Genomic DNA, 12,611 nt, shown 5'->3' on the forward strand with positions numbered 1-12,611 from the left:
GTAACGATGGACTCCTTTACATATTTACGATGGAGCCCTTTATATGGAGTGGAGAACGCCAGCGTCAACCCGTCGAACGGAGACCGACCTTGATCATCCCCACGCCGTCGCGCAGCTCCCCCCGCCCCGGTTCGTACGCCCTGGGCCCGGACACCCCGCTGCACGTCGCCGATCCGGCGCTCGCCCCCGTCGCCCGCGTCCTGCGCGAACAGCTCCTGCCCGGCACGGGCTGCACGCTGCCGCCGGGGCGGGGCGGGATCGAGCTGGCCCTCTCCGGGGAGCTGGCCGCCGACCCGGGTGCGGGCCCGGAGTCGTACCGCCTGACGATCGGCCCCGACGGCATCCGCATCGCCGCGGGCGGCCCGGCCGGCGCCTTCTACGGCGTGCAGACGCTGCGCCAGCTCCTGCCGCCGCACACCCTGCGCCACAGCGCGCTCGACGAGGGCCCGTGGGACCTGGCCGGCGTCGAGATCGAGGACCGGCCGCGGTTCGCGTGGCGGGGCGTCCTGCTCGACGTGGCCAGGCACTTCTTCACCAAGCGCGACGTGCTGCGCGTGCTCGACCAGATGGCGCTGCACAAGCTGAACGTGCTCCACTTCCACCTCACCGACGACCAGGGCTGGCGCCTGGAGGTGAAGCGCTACCCGCGGCTGACGGAGGTCGGCTCCTGGCGCACGGAGTCGAAGCCGGGCTGGAACGAGACGGGCGACGGCCGGCCGCACGGCGGCTACTACACCCAGGACGACATCCGCGAGATCGTCGCGTACGCGGCGGCCAGGCACATCCTCGTGGTGCCGGAGGTCGACGTGCCGGGACACACGCAGGCCGCGATCACGGCGTACCCGGAACTGGGCAACACGGGGGCGCAGTTGGCGGTGGAGACCGGCTGGGGCGTGAAGTCGAACATCCTCAGCGTCTCCGACGGGACGCTGGACTTCGTACGGAACGTCTTCGACGAGGTGATCGAGCTCTTCCCCAGCCCGATCATCTGCGTCGGCGGCGACGAGTGCCCGAAGGACCAGTGGAAGGCGAGCCCGGCGGCGCAGGCGCGGATGGCGGAGCTGGGGCTGCGCAACGAGGACGAACTGCAGAGCTGGTTCATCCGGCAGGTCTCGGACCATCTGGAGGCGCGGGGACGGCAGTTGCTGGGCTGGGACGAGATCCTGGAGGGCGGCCTGCCGCCGGCCGCGACGATCGTGTCGTGGCGCGACAACCACGGCGCGGTGCGGGCGGCCCGCGAGGGCCACCAGGTCATCACCAGCCCGGCCCGCCAGGTCTACCTCGACTACCGCGCCTCGGACTCCCCGGACGAACCGGTCCCGGTGGGCACGGTCCTGCCGGTCGAGGAGGTCTACGCCTTCGAACCGGTCCCGGAGGAACTCCGCGGCACCCCGGCGGCGGACCTGGTCATCGGCGCGCAGTGCGGCCTGTGGACGGAGGCGATCGACAACGCCCGGGCGCTGGACTACCAGGCGTTCCCGCGGATGAGCGCGTTCGCGGAGACGGTGTGGTGCGACGCGACCCGGGACGGGACGGCCTTCGCGGAGCGGCTGGCGCACCACCTGGGCCGGCTGGAGGCGCTGGGAGTGGAGTACCGGCGGCCGGAGGGCCCGAGGCCGTGGGAGCGGCGCCCGGGGGTACGGGGGAGGCCCGTGACGATGGAGGAGTACCTGGCGGAGGTGGAGGCGGACACGAGGAACATCAGGTAGGGACGCGCGGTCGGTGACCGGCCGCCGGGGGCCGGTCAGCGGCGGGGGCGGTCAGCGGCGGGGCTACCGGCGGCGCCGCGGAGGTGCGGGAGCGGAGCGCCAAGGAGGTTCGGGGCACAGCCCCGGGTGGTTCGGGGCACAGCCCCCGGCGGGGGGTGCGGGAGCGCAGCCTCGCCCCGGGCGCGGCAGTCCCGCGGGATCCGGGGCCCGACTCCGCGGGGGCACGGGGACGCAGGCCCTGGCGGGGTACCCGGGCGCAGCCCCGGAGGCGCCGGGCGCAGCCCCGGTGACCCACCGGGCCGCCCACCTCCTGAGTCTGCGGGTCTCCGTCCGCCGTCCAGGGCAACGGCAACGCTGCACGAGTGGCAGCCGTCCCTCGGGGACGGCGGAGCATTGCGGTGAAGGACAGGCGTTCCTAGGCCCTGTCTGACACATAGCGCCGTCCGCCCTCTGGGCGGGCTCCCCCACAGCGCGCAAGCGCGCCTAGCGCCAGGGATCGAGGGCGAGTTTGCCCCGGGTCTGGCCCGCTGCGAGTCGGTGCAGCACTGCGGGCCCCTCTGCCAGGGGATGGACGTGAGGGGTACCGGGCGGGTACACGCCGCGGGCGATGAGCGCCTCGATCTCGACGAGCAACGACTGGTAGACGGACGGGGTCGCGACCGCCAGCGCACCGATGTGCAGACCCTTGACCTGGACCTGGTGGGTGAAGACCAGATCGTGTGTGGTCACTGCGGCATCGCCGGAAGCGGCACCGAACACGACAACGCGTCCGGTGAAGGGTTTGGCGACCGACAAGCTGGTCTTGAACGTGGCCTTGCCCACCGATTCCAGGACCAGGTCGACCCCGCCGGTCAGGCGGGTGATCTCCGCAGCCAGCTCAGGGCGTCGGCTGTCCAGGACCTCGTCGGCGCCGAGCGCTCTGACGGTGTCATGCTTCGCCGGTGACGCCGTCGCGACAACGCGCGCACCGTAGTGGCGGGCAAGGCGCACGGCGGCCTGCCCCACACCTCCGGCCGCGGCATGAACGAGCACCACGTCACCCGTCTTGATCTCGCCCAACGGCTTCAGCGCTGCCAGGGCGGTGGCCCAGTTCAGCACGAGACCGAGAGCTTCGGGGTCGCTCCAGCCGGAAGGCACGGGAAGGACACCCGCGGCCGGCATCGTCATGTATTGCGCGAAGGCACCCGGGCCGGCTCCGACGACGTGGGTGCCGAGCTGCAGCGGGCTCTCGACGTCCGGGCCGACGCCCACGATCTCGCCGGCGGCCTCGAAGCCCGCCACGTAGGGCGCCTGCGGCCCGCCTCCGTACGTTCCACGGGTCTGCATGACGTCAGCGAAGTTGACGCCGGCGGCGCCCACGCGGATCAGGTACTCGCCGGGGCCCGGGGTGGGGTGGCGGTGGTCGGTCGTGAGGATCAGATCCTCCGGTCCCCGGTGCGACCGCTGGACCAGTGCTCTTCCGGTCTGCTCGGCGGTGTGCTGCTGCTCGTCGGTGTCCATGCACGGAACGTAGGAGCCTGACACTTGTGTCAAGGTCAAGTGGTGGTCAGAGATCAGTACGGCGGGCCTGGCGAAGGTAGGCGTCGAGTGCCGCCTGCTGATCGCTGAGAATCGCGATACGTGCAGCGAGCCGATCTCGATGGCTCTGCACCTCGTGCAGGAACTCCGCGCACACCGCATCCGTGCCGGCATCAGATTCGTCGGTGAGGCTGGGCAGAAACTCCCTGATCAACCGCACGGGCAGCCCGGACTCCAGCAGCGAGCGGATGACGAGCACCCGGTCGACAGTGGACTGGCAGTAGTCGCGGAACCCATTGCCGAGTCGGCCGGGGACGATCAAGCCCTCGTCCTCGTAGTGCCGCAGGGATCTCGCGCTCACACCGCTGACTCTGGAAGCTTCGCTGATCTTCACACCCGGAGGCAACGCCCAGAAGCACCGCGATCTTCCGGCACTCATCGCTACGACGAAGCGAAGACCTCGGGCGTCAACCACCTCATGTCCCGCAACGACCAGGGCGCTTTGCCCGGGTTTGCGGGCGCCGTTGCGGCGACTTCGTACCCTCCGCGCCCATCCCCTCCACCCCGCCTCACCCCACCCCCCTCATCGCCTCCCCCACGGCCTCCGCCAACGCCCGTACCGCGGCGCTCTCCCTGCCCTCCCGCCACACCAGCCCCAGCGCCGACTCCCCCAGCCCTCTCACCCGTACGTACGCCACATCCCCCCGCGGATGGTGCTCCGTCGTCGGGCGGCACAGCAGCATCACCCCCCGGTTCGCCGCCACCAGCGACAACCCCTCCTGCAGCGTCCCCACCTCCGGCCCCCGCGGGACCGGCGCCCCCGCCGGGGTACGCGTCGGGGCCTGGGCCTCGCGCCAGTACGCCGGGGCCGGAGCAGTGACGCCGATCAGCGGGGTCGCGGCCAGATCCTCGGCGTCCACCTCCACGAGCCCGGCGAAGGCGTGCCGCCGCGAGACCGCCGCGTACTGGGGCTGCACCGAGAAGACCGGCCCCAGCGCCAGTCCCGGTTCCGCCACCGGCAGCAGCACCACGGCCGCGTCCACCTCGTCGCGGTGCAGCGCCCCGAAGGGGTCCGACAGCGGGAGTTCGGTGAGACGCGTGGCGCACCCCGGGTGCCGGTCCTCGAACTCCCCGACCGCGTCCGTGAATCCGTACCCCACCACCCCCTGGAACCCGATCCGCAGCGGCCCGCCCACCCCCAGCGCCGCCGCCCTGGCGTCGTCGACGGCCGCGCGCAGCGCCGCGTACGCGGGGCGGAGCGCGGCGAGGAAGTCCTCGCCCGCCGCGGTGAGCCGGACCCGGCGGCTGGTGCGGTCCACGAGGCGGGCGCCGATGCGGTGCTCCAGCGCGCGGACGAGCTGACTCACCCGGCTCTGCGATACATACAGCCGTTCGCCGGTACGTCCGAAGTGCAGCTCCTCCGCCAGGACCAGGAAGCACTCCAGCTCGCGGATCTCCACCCCGCCCACGGCCGCCGGATTCCCGTTCCCGGCCTTCTGACCTGCGCTCGCCATCCGCCGCCGCCCTTCTGCCCGGCGCCGCCGCACGCCGCCCGTCGATAAGCCCACCTCATGGAAGCATGAGCACTTCGCGCTTGTTCCCCTCCCGCCCGCCGGGCTTGGCTGAGGCCATGGCAAAAGTCGACGAGCTGTCCGCAGCCCCGCCCGCAGAAGCCGCCGCCGAAGGCGGCTGGCCCGCCGTGGCGACCGTGGCCGCCGGGACCTTCACCGTGGTCACCTCCGAGATGCTGCCGGTCGGTCTCCTCACCCCCATCAGCGGTGCGCTGGACGTGAGCGAGGGCACCGCCGGGCTCACCCTCACCGTCACCGGCCTGGTCGCCGCCCTCTCCGCCCCGCTCGTCACCGCCGCGGTCGGCCGGCTCGACCGGCGGCTCGTCCTCTGCTCCCTGATGGTGCTCCTGGCCGCGGCCAACGTGCTCGCCGCCTGGTCGCCGGGGTTCGCCGTCATGATCGCGGCCCGTGTCCTCGTCGGCGTCGGGCTCGGCGGCGTCTGGTCGCTCGCCGGCGGGCTCGGGGTGCGGCTGGTGCCGGCGGCGGCCGTCGGGGCGGCGACCTCCCTGATCTTCAGCGGCGTCGCCGTCGCGTCGGTCGTGGGCGTGCCGGCGGGCGCGTACCTCGGTGACCTCGCCGGCTGGCGCGCCGCGTTCCTCGCCGTCGGCGGCCTCGCGCTGCTCGTGAGCGCCGCGATGGCCGTCCTGCTGCCGCCGCTGCCCGCCGCGGAGGCGGTCGCCCTCGGCGGGGTGCTGCGGCTGGTCGGCGACAGCCGGGTGGCCACCGGGCTCGCGGTGGTGTCCCTGCTGGTGACGGGGCACTTCGCCGCGTACACGTATGTGCGTCCCGTCCTGGAGGACCTCGCGGGCGCCGGGGCGCCGATGATCGGGACCCTCCTGCTCGCGTACGGAATCGCCGGTATCGCCGGCAACTTCGCGGCCGGCGCCCGGGTGGGCCGGCGGCTGCGCGGCACGGTGCTGGTGATCGGCGCCGTCCTGACCGCCTCGCTGCTGCTCGTGCCGCTGCTCGGGCTGTCGGTGGCGGGGGCGGCGGTGCTGCTGGTCGTGTGGGGGCTGGCGTACGGAGGGGTGTCGGTGAGTACGCAGACGTGGCTGGGCCTGGCCGCGCCGCGGGCCCGGGAAGGTGCGACGTCGCTGTTCGTGGCGGTGTTCAACGGGGCCATCGCCCTGGGGGCGTTCACGGGCGGCCGGATGGTGGACGGGTTCGGTACCCGGTCGGTGCTGTGGTTCGGCGGCGCGCTGGCGCTGGGCGCGGTCGCGGTGACGCTGCTCGGCCGGGTGCCGCGGACCTCCGCCGTCTCCTAGAAGTCCGGCTGGACCCTCCCCCGGTGTCAGGGCGTTGCCTGGCCGCATGACCGACTACACGGGCTCAGGCCCCTACTGCTACGCCAACTCCCTCGTCATGTCCCTTCCCGACGCGGTCGCGGGCCCCGCCCCCTCCCCCGCTCTCGTGGAGACCCTCACCGGCTCCCCCTTCGGCGTCCAGCTCCTCGGCGGCACCGTCCCGCTCTTCGACCCGTACGGCTGGGACCCCGAGATCGGCCTCGACGACGCCGTCGCCCTGCTCGGCTTCCGCTGCGACCGCACCTCCGGCGGGTCCGCCGACGAGGCGATGGCGCGGCTGCGGACGGCGTGCGCACGCGGTCCCGTGCTGGTCGGGCCGGTCGACATGGGCCTGCTGCTCTACCACCCCGGCACCCCGTGGAGCCCCTCGGCAGGCGGCAACGACCACTACGTGGTCGCGCTGGCCGCCGACGGTGACACGGTCCTCCTCCACGACCCGCACGGCCACCCCTACGCCACCCTGCCGGCCGGCGAGTTCCTGGCGTCCTGGCGGGCGGAGGCGGTGGAGTACACGGCGGAGCCGTATGTGATGCGGGCGGGCTTCGAGCGGGTCCGCACGGTGACGGCGGAGGAGGCGGTACGGGCCGCGCTCCCCGGCGCCGTCGCGTGGCTCGCGGTCCGCACCGACCTGCCGGTGCCGCCGGGGACGGTGGGCGGGGCGGAGGCGCTGGAGAGGCTGGCGGACCGGGCCGCGGCGGGGCTCGACGCGGGGGTGCGGGAGCTGCTGGCGGACTTCGCGGTACGGGTCGGGGCGCGCCGGCTCGCCGACGCCTCGGCGTACGTGCGGCGGGCGGGGCTCGACCGGGCCGCGGCGGTGCTTCAGGAGCAGGCGCGGCTGGTGGGGGCGGTGCAGTATCCGCTGGTGCGGGGTGACGGGGCCGCGCTGGCGGCGGTGCTGCGCAGGCTGGCGCCGACGTACGGACGGCTGCGGGAGGTGCTGGCGGCGGGCTGAGGAGCGAACCGCCGGGGGGCGCGCGGGTCAGGCCGGGGCCCGCGCCCCGTCCCCGCGCGCCCCGTCGTCGTCCGGCCCGCCGTCCCCCTCCGCTATGGGCCGCGCCCCCCGCGTCGCCAGCCACACCCCCGTCCCCACCGCCGCCACCCCCACCGTCGCCGCGCCGGACCCCGCCAGCACCGCCCGCGCCCCGAACGCCGTGACCAGCGGCCCGCCGAGCGCCGCCCCGACCGGCGTCGACGTGAGCAGCACCGCGCCCCGCGCCGCGAGCACCGTGGTCAGCCGGCCCTGCGGCGTGCGGTTCTGGAAGAGGGTGAAGGACAGCGCCGGATACGGGCCGTACACGGCGCCGCCCAGCGCGAAGCAGGCCATCGCCGCGGCGGTCCCGGCCCCGAGCCCGTACGGCAGCAGCAGTGTCGCGCCCCAGCCGGCGACGATCCCGAGCGTCACCGGCCACAGCGGCAGCCGCCGCAGCGCGCCGACCGTGAGCCCGCCGGCGACCGCGCCGACGCCGAAGGCGGTCCAGAAGAGGCCGAGGAGCCCGGCGTCGCCGTCGAGCGCACCGGTGACGTAGAGCGGGAGGGCGACCTCGACGGGGCCGTAGAGGGCGAAGAACAGCCAGGTGAGGGCGAGGATCGCGAGCAGTTCGCGCTCTCCGGCGAGGAGCCGCAGCCCGCGCCCCGCGGGCCCGGCCGCCGCGTTCGGACGCTCCTCGCCGCCGGGCCCCAGCCGCGCGGTCTGCACGGCGAGAATCGCGTACGTCAGCGCGTCCAGGCCGATGATCCACGCCGGGCTGACGGCCGTGGCGAGGAACCCGGCCGCCGCGGGTCCCGCGACGATGCTCGTGGACATGCTGGCGCCGAGCAGGGCGTTGGCGGCCAGCCGGTGCCGCTCCGGCAGCAGTTCGCCGACGAGCGTGAACTTCCCCGCGCTGCCCCAGGCGGTCAGCACCGACGAGCTGCCGAGCAGCACGACGTACGTCACGGGGTCCAGGACGCCGAGGCCCCAGGCGAGCGGCACGCAGCCCAGCAGGGTGCCGCGCAGCGCGCAGTTGGCGATGAGCAGCCGGCGCGGGGGCAGCTTCCGCAGCCACCGCCCGAGCAGCAGCACACCCGCCGCCCCCGGCAGCGCGTACGCGGCGAGCGCGGCCCCGACGAGCAGGCCCTCGCGGCCGTCCGGGGCGATGAGGAGGGCCAGCCAGGCCACCGCGACCATGCTCATGCCGCCGCCGAAGTCCGAGGCGACGAAGGCGGGCAGCAGCCGGCGCAGCCGGGGGTGCGCGAGCACGGGGCGGTAGGCGCGCGGCACGCGGGGGCGGGTCACGCCGCCAGCGTGATGGTTGAACCAAGGTCGAGGTCAAGGGGCGACGACGGGGCTCCACTCGCGGACGCCGACGACCCGGACGCCGGGGGTGCGGTAGTACGGGTCGTCGGCCATGAGCGCGTCGAGCCGGTCGCGGGTCGTGTCGAAGACGAGCAGGGCCCCGGAGTCGTCGGCCCAGGGCCCGGCGGCGAGGAGGACCTTGTCGCGGTGCAGCCGGGCGAGCCGCTCGCGGTGGGCGGTCCTGGCGGCGAGGCGGTCGGGGGTGGGGCTGAAGGACAGTTCGAGTACGAGCATGGGGGCGACGGTACGGTCGGGGGCGTGAGGGGATCTGTATCACCCGATACACCGGCGCCGGACGCGGAGCCCGGTGCGTGCGCCGCGCTCCGGGGCGTACCGCTGCTCCGCGGCCTCCCCCAGGACCGCCTCCGCGCCCTGTGGCGCGCCTCCGTCCCGCGGCGGTTCGCCGCCGGGGGCGTCCTGCGCACCGCCGGGGATCCCGCCGGGCACCTGCTCCTGCTCCTCGACGGCCGGGTGGCGGCCACCGTCGTCTCCGCGGGCGGGCGGGTGGTACGGGTCGGGGCGTGGGCGGGGCCGTGTGCGCTGGACAAGGTCGCGGTCGTCGACGGCCGCGGGCACACCGCGACGTACACCGCCCTCACCCCCTGCACCGTGCGCAGCCTGCCCCGCGCGGACTTCCTCGCGCTCGTGGACGACGCCGCCGCCGTCCGCGCTCACGTCCTGCGCACCCTCGCCGCCCAGGCCCGCGACCAGCAGGCCCGCTTCACCGCGGCGGCGACCCTTCCCGCGCCCGCCCGGCTCGCGGCCTGGCTGCTCGACGAAGCCGCCCGCCGCCGCTCCCGCCGGGTGCCCCTCCCCGGCGGCCAGCAGGCCCTGGCCGACCACCTCGGGGTCACCCGCGTCACCCTCAACCGCGCGCTGTCCGGACTCCGCCGGGACGGCGTGCTGACGTACGCGCACGGTGAAATCGAGATCATCGCGCCCGAGACCCTGGCGCTACGCGCCACGCCCGGCACCCGCTGACCCACGGCGGCGAAACGGGGAGGCGCAGCCGCGCCCGCCGTACGCCCCGGTACGAAGACGGCCCTCCCGACCCGTATCCGAGCGGCCCCAGCCCGCGGCGACCGCCCCCGACCCCGAACGGGTCGCACGACCGCGTCGCCGCCCCTACCATGACTTATCCTCAACAATCGGAACATAAGGAGCAAATCAACCGAAGGACGCCACCACCATGCGACTCCCGCTCCGCGGCGGCCACCGCCGCGACGTCGGAGGCGCCGAGGACCCCGCCGCACCCGGCGCGTCCACGATGCCGCGCGTCCTGTTCCCCCTGCTGATCATCGCCATCACCATCGTCATCGACATCGCGACGCCCAGCACGGCGCAGGTCGCCCCCCTGCTGGTCGCCGCCCCCGTGGTGGCCGCGGCGACCCTCTCGGTACGGACCACCGCCGCGTTCTCCGCCGTCGTGATCGGGCTGACCGTGGCCCTGAACGTGTACCACGACGTCTGGGGCCAGCTCAGCTCCGACATGACCCTCGCGTCCGCGTGCGCGGTGGGCATCGCCAGCATCGTCGGCGCCGCCATCCGGCAGCAGCGGGAGACCGAACTGCGGCAGGTCAGATCGGTGGCCGGGGCCGCGCAGCGGGCGCTGCTGCGGCCGCTGCCGCCGCGGATCGACCGGCTCGCCCTGCACAGCGTCTATCTCGCCGCCGAGGCGGAGGCCCAGATCGGCGGGGATCTGTACGAGGCGCTGCCGACCCCGTACGGCGCCCGGGTCCTCATCGGCGACGTACGCGGCAAGGGGCTGCCCGCCGTCGGCGTCTCCGCCGTGCTGACCGGGTGCTTCCGCGAGGCCGCGTACCGGGAGCCGACGATCGGCGAGGTCGCCGGGCGGCTGGAGGAGACCGCCCTGCGGGAGATCGCCCGGGACGACCCGTCGGAGGCGTACAGCGAGCGCTTCACCACCGCCCTGCTGGTGGAGATCCCGCCGGACGAGCCCGTCGCCCGCATCGTGCACCTGGGCCACCCCGAGCCGCTGCTCATCGACGGCGCCACCGTCACCAGCCACATGCCCGACCGGCCGGGCCTCCCGATCGGGCTCGGCGGCCTGGTCGGCACCCTGCCGGTGCCGCAGACCATCGCCTTCCGCCCCGGCGAGCGGCTGCTGCTCTACACGGACGGGTTCATCGAGGCCCGCAACGAGAACGGCGTCTACTTCCCGCTCGCCGCCAGCGTCGCCCGCCACGCCGAAGGCGCGCTGGCCGACCTCGTCACGGCCCTGCGCAGGGACCTGCTGCGGCACGCCGGCCGGCAGTTGGCCGACGACGCGGCGCTGGTGGTCATCGAGCGCCTGCCGAGCACCCCACCACCGCTCTGACCGGGCGGGGGGCCCGCCCGTCCGAAAGCCATCGGTCCGCGACCATGCGCCATTGCCCGTGGCGCGGCGTTGCTTGCATATTGAACGCACCGCAGACCGACGGTCCACCTCCCACATGCCCGCGGAGACCTCGATGTCCGGCGACGAGTCCGTCGTGCCCGCGCTCGCCGCGGCCTTCGACGACCGGGACGCCGGCAAGGCCCTTGCCGCACTCGGCGAACTGCTCGACACGCCGGCCCCCGGCCGGCGCCCGGCCCTGTGGCACCCGCTGGGCTGCTTCCGCCTCGACCTGGCCGGGGACGCATCACGCCGGCGGTACGCGCTGCACTGCTGGCCGCGCGGCGAACGGCACCCGGCGGCACGGACGCTGACCGTGCACCGGCACGCGTACGCGCTGGAAAGCCTGGTGATCGACGGGGAGTTGCGCAACCGGCGGTTCGGCGGGGCACCGGGCGGGGTGCGCGGGCCGCTGTACCGGGCGGAGGGAGGGGGCCGGCTGTCCGTGCTCAAGCGGACGGAGGAGGTCGCGGAGTTGGAGGTCGTGGAGGACCGGCTGCTGGGACCCGGCCGCTTCTACGCGGTGTCCGCGGCGGACTTCCACGAGAGCCGGGTGGCGAACGCGGGTTTCTGCGTCACGCTGACGAGGACGTCCCCGAAGCTACGCCCCGGCGCCCACGCACTGGGCGGGTTCACGACCCCACCGGTACTCCTCTACCGCCGCACGCCGGTGACCGAGACCCTGCTGACCCGCCTGATGGACCACGTGGGAAGACAATGACGCAAGAGGGCTGGGGGGCGGAGCCGCGCAGAAACGACGAAGGCGACGCGGCCCACGCTTACCGCGGGCACACGTCGCCTCTCGCATTCGTGGAGATGGCGGGAATCGAACCCGCGTCCAACGGTGCAGGGACAGGACTTCTCCGAGCGCAGTCCGCTACGTTTTTCTCGGCCCCGGAGATCACGCGGACAAGTCTCCGACGGGCTCAGTCACTGTGGTTTGTCCTGCTACACCCCGTGACCGGGTCTAGCAGTGGAGTTCCCTAGCTGATGCCAGGATCCGGGTCGGGAACGGCCCCGGGCTGACACTTCGCAAGTCGCTACTTAGGCAGCGAGGGCGAAGGAATCGCGCTTGGTGTTGGCGATTATTTGTTTCGGCCTGTGGTTAACGAGATCATGGCCGCTTCCTCGGCTCGCTTCTCCTGTTCCGACAGCCGCTGTCGAAACCGATCATCCCCATGTGGTGTTTTCAAGGTGCGCAGCCCACTGGGAGCCGCTGCGGACATCCTACCGGAGCAACGCCGCGCCGTGCCACCGTATTCCACCCCGCGGCGCGCCGTCCGCGCAGGTCAGCCGCGGAACCTGCGGCGGGCCGCGGAGATCGCCTTCTGCGCCTCGCGGTTGTCCTGCTTCTCGCGCAGCGCCTGCCGCTTGTCGTACTCTCGCTTGCCGCGGGCCAGCGCGATCTCGACCTTCGCCCGGCCGTCCTTGAAGTACAGCGCCAGCGGCACGATCGTCAGCCCGGTCTCCTGCGTCTTGCCGATCAGCTTGTCGATCTCGGCCCGGTGCAGCAGCAGCTTGCGCTTGCGGCGCGCGGTGTGGTTCGTCCACGTACCCTGCGAGTACTCCGGGATGTGCACGTTGTGCAGCCAGATCTCGCCGCCGTCGAGGTGCGCGAAGCCGTCGGCGAGCGAGGCCCGGCCCTGGCGGAGCGACTTGACCTCGGTACCGGTCAGCACGAGCCCCGCCTCGTACGTGTCGAGGATGAGGTAGTCGTGCCGCGCCTTCTTGTTCTGCGCGATCAGCTTGCGACCCGTGTCTTTACCCATAGCCGGGCCA

At 73.9% G+C, this 12,611-nt stretch carries 12 protein-coding genes and 1 other RNA gene; 6 read left to right on the plus strand and 7 right to left on the minus strand.

All coding sequences use genetic code 11. The features are described 5' to 3' along the window. Positions 1–89 precede the first annotated feature (89 nt). Positions 90–1,709 carry a beta-N-acetylhexosaminidase gene (locus FB457_RS14485; RefSeq protein WP_078898240.1) on the plus strand — a complete coding sequence of 540 codons (1,620 nt, stop codon included), beginning with the start codon at positions 90–92 and terminating at the stop codon, positions 1,707–1,709. 483 nt (positions 1,710–2,192) lie between these two features. On the opposite strand, the gene FB457_RS14490 is transcribed toward FB457_RS14485, so the two are convergent. From FB457_RS14490 to FB457_RS14500, 3 genes are all read right to left on the minus strand, one after another. Further along, positions 2,193–3,209: an NADPH:quinone oxidoreductase family protein gene (locus FB457_RS14490; RefSeq protein ID WP_047016024.1), complete on the minus strand. Its 1,017-nt coding sequence runs from the start codon at positions 3,207–3,209 to the stop codon at positions 2,193–2,195. 46 nt (positions 3,210–3,255) lie between these two features. Beyond that, on the minus strand, positions 3,256–3,621 hold the full coding sequence (locus FB457_RS14495) for a MerR family transcriptional regulator (protein WP_047016025.1): 366 nt from the start codon (positions 3,619–3,621) through the stop codon (positions 3,256–3,258). A 175-nt stretch (positions 3,622–3,796) separates the two neighbouring features. Next, positions 3,797–4,696 carry a LysR family transcriptional regulator gene (locus FB457_RS14500; RefSeq protein ID WP_145782162.1) on the minus strand — a complete coding sequence of 300 codons (900 nt, stop codon included), beginning with the start codon at positions 4,694–4,696 and terminating at the stop codon, positions 3,797–3,799. Between the two features lie 161 nt (positions 4,697–4,857). Here FB457_RS14500 and FB457_RS14505 point away from each other — a divergent pair, with 161 nt between their 5' ends. Both FB457_RS14505 and FB457_RS14510 read left to right on the plus strand, forming a co-directional pair. Next, positions 4,858–6,063: an MFS transporter gene (locus tag FB457_RS14505; RefSeq protein ID WP_047016026.1), complete on the plus strand. Its 1,206-nt coding sequence runs from the start codon at positions 4,858–4,860 to the stop codon at positions 6,061–6,063. A gap of 46 nt (positions 6,064–6,109) precedes the next feature. Beyond that, the gene (locus tag FB457_RS14510) at positions 6,110–7,054 is read left to right on the plus strand and encodes a cysteine peptidase family C39 domain-containing protein (RefSeq protein WP_047016027.1); all 945 of its coding nucleotides are present in this window, start codon (positions 6,110–6,112) and stop codon (positions 7,052–7,054) included. Positions 7,055–7,081: 27 nt separating this feature from the next. Here FB457_RS14510 and FB457_RS14515 read toward each other — a convergent pair whose 3' ends face one another. Together FB457_RS14515 and FB457_RS14520 are read right to left on the minus strand one after the other, a co-directional pair. Next, positions 7,082–8,377 carry an MFS transporter gene (locus FB457_RS14515; protein ID WP_145782133.1) on the minus strand — a complete coding sequence of 432 codons (1,296 nt, stop codon included), beginning with the start codon at positions 8,375–8,377 and terminating at the stop codon, positions 7,082–7,084. A 33-nt stretch (positions 8,378–8,410) separates the two neighbouring features. Beyond that, on the minus strand, positions 8,411–8,671 hold the full coding sequence (locus FB457_RS14520) for a YciI family protein (RefSeq protein ID WP_047016029.1): 261 nt from the start codon (positions 8,669–8,671) through the stop codon (positions 8,411–8,413). 24 nt (positions 8,672–8,695) lie between these two features. On the opposite strand from FB457_RS14520, the gene FB457_RS14525 reads away from it, so the two are divergent. The 3 genes from FB457_RS14525 (at position 8,696) to FB457_RS14535 (ending at position 11,553) form a co-directional block, all read left to right on the plus strand. Continuing rightward, positions 8,696–9,418 carry a Crp/Fnr family transcriptional regulator gene (locus tag FB457_RS14525; RefSeq protein ID WP_107086106.1) on the plus strand — a complete coding sequence of 241 codons (723 nt, stop codon included), beginning with the start codon at positions 8,696–8,698 and terminating at the stop codon, positions 9,416–9,418. Between the two features lie 208 nt (positions 9,419–9,626). After that, the gene (locus FB457_RS14530; RefSeq protein ID WP_145782135.1) at positions 9,627–10,775 is read left to right on the plus strand and encodes a SpoIIE family protein phosphatase; all 1,149 of its coding nucleotides are present in this window, start codon (positions 9,627–9,629) and stop codon (positions 10,773–10,775) included. A gap of 115 nt (positions 10,776–10,890) precedes the next feature. Next, positions 10,891–11,553 carry a hypothetical protein gene (locus FB457_RS14535; RefSeq protein WP_047016031.1) on the plus strand — a complete coding sequence of 221 codons (663 nt, stop codon included), beginning with the start codon at positions 10,891–10,893 and terminating at the stop codon, positions 11,551–11,553. A gap of 87 nt (positions 11,554–11,640) precedes the next feature. Here FB457_RS14535 and ssrA read toward each other — a convergent pair. Together ssrA and smpB are read right to left on the minus strand one after the other, a co-directional pair. Further along, positions 11,641–12,010: a transfer-messenger RNA gene (gene ssrA / locus FB457_RS14540) on the minus strand. Between the two features lie 111 nt (positions 12,011–12,121). Then, the gene (smpB, locus tag FB457_RS14545) at positions 12,122–12,601 is read right to left on the minus strand and encodes an SsrA-binding protein SmpB (RefSeq protein WP_047016032.1); all 480 of its coding nucleotides are present in this window, start codon (positions 12,599–12,601) and stop codon (positions 12,122–12,124) included. Positions 12,602–12,611 lie beyond the last annotated feature (10 nt).

It is taken from the genome of Streptomyces sp. CNZ287 (genome assembly GCF_007827615.1).

What these genes read in the sequence shown, in the direction of transcription:
- FB457_RS14510 (WP_047016027.1), top strand. Translation starts at nt 6,110, where the DNA reads ATGACCGACTACACGGGCTCAGGCCCCTACTGCTACGCCAACTCCCTC.
- FB457_RS14530 (WP_145782135.1), top strand. Translation starts at nt 9,627, where the DNA reads ATGCGACTCCCGCTCCGCGGCGGCCACCGCCGCGACGTCGGAGGCGCC.
- FB457_RS14535 (WP_047016031.1), top strand. Translation starts at nt 10,891, where the DNA reads ATGCCCGCGGAGACCTCGATGTCCGGCGACGAGTCCGTCGTGCCCGCG.
- FB457_RS14520 (WP_047016029.1), bottom strand. Translation starts at nt 8,671, where the DNA reads ATGCTCGTACTCGAACTGTCCTTCAGCCCCACCCCCGACCGCCTCGCC.
- smpB (WP_047016032.1), bottom strand. Translation starts at nt 12,601, where the DNA reads ATGGGTAAAGACACGGGTCGCAAGCTGATCGCGCAGAACAAGAAGGCG.
- FB457_RS14505 (WP_047016026.1), top strand. Translation starts at nt 4,858, where the DNA reads ATGGCAAAAGTCGACGAGCTGTCCGCAGCCCCGCCCGCAGAAGCCGCC.
- FB457_RS14490 (WP_047016024.1), bottom strand. Translation starts at nt 3,209, where the DNA reads ATGGACACCGACGAGCAGCAGCACACCGCCGAGCAGACCGGAAGAGCA.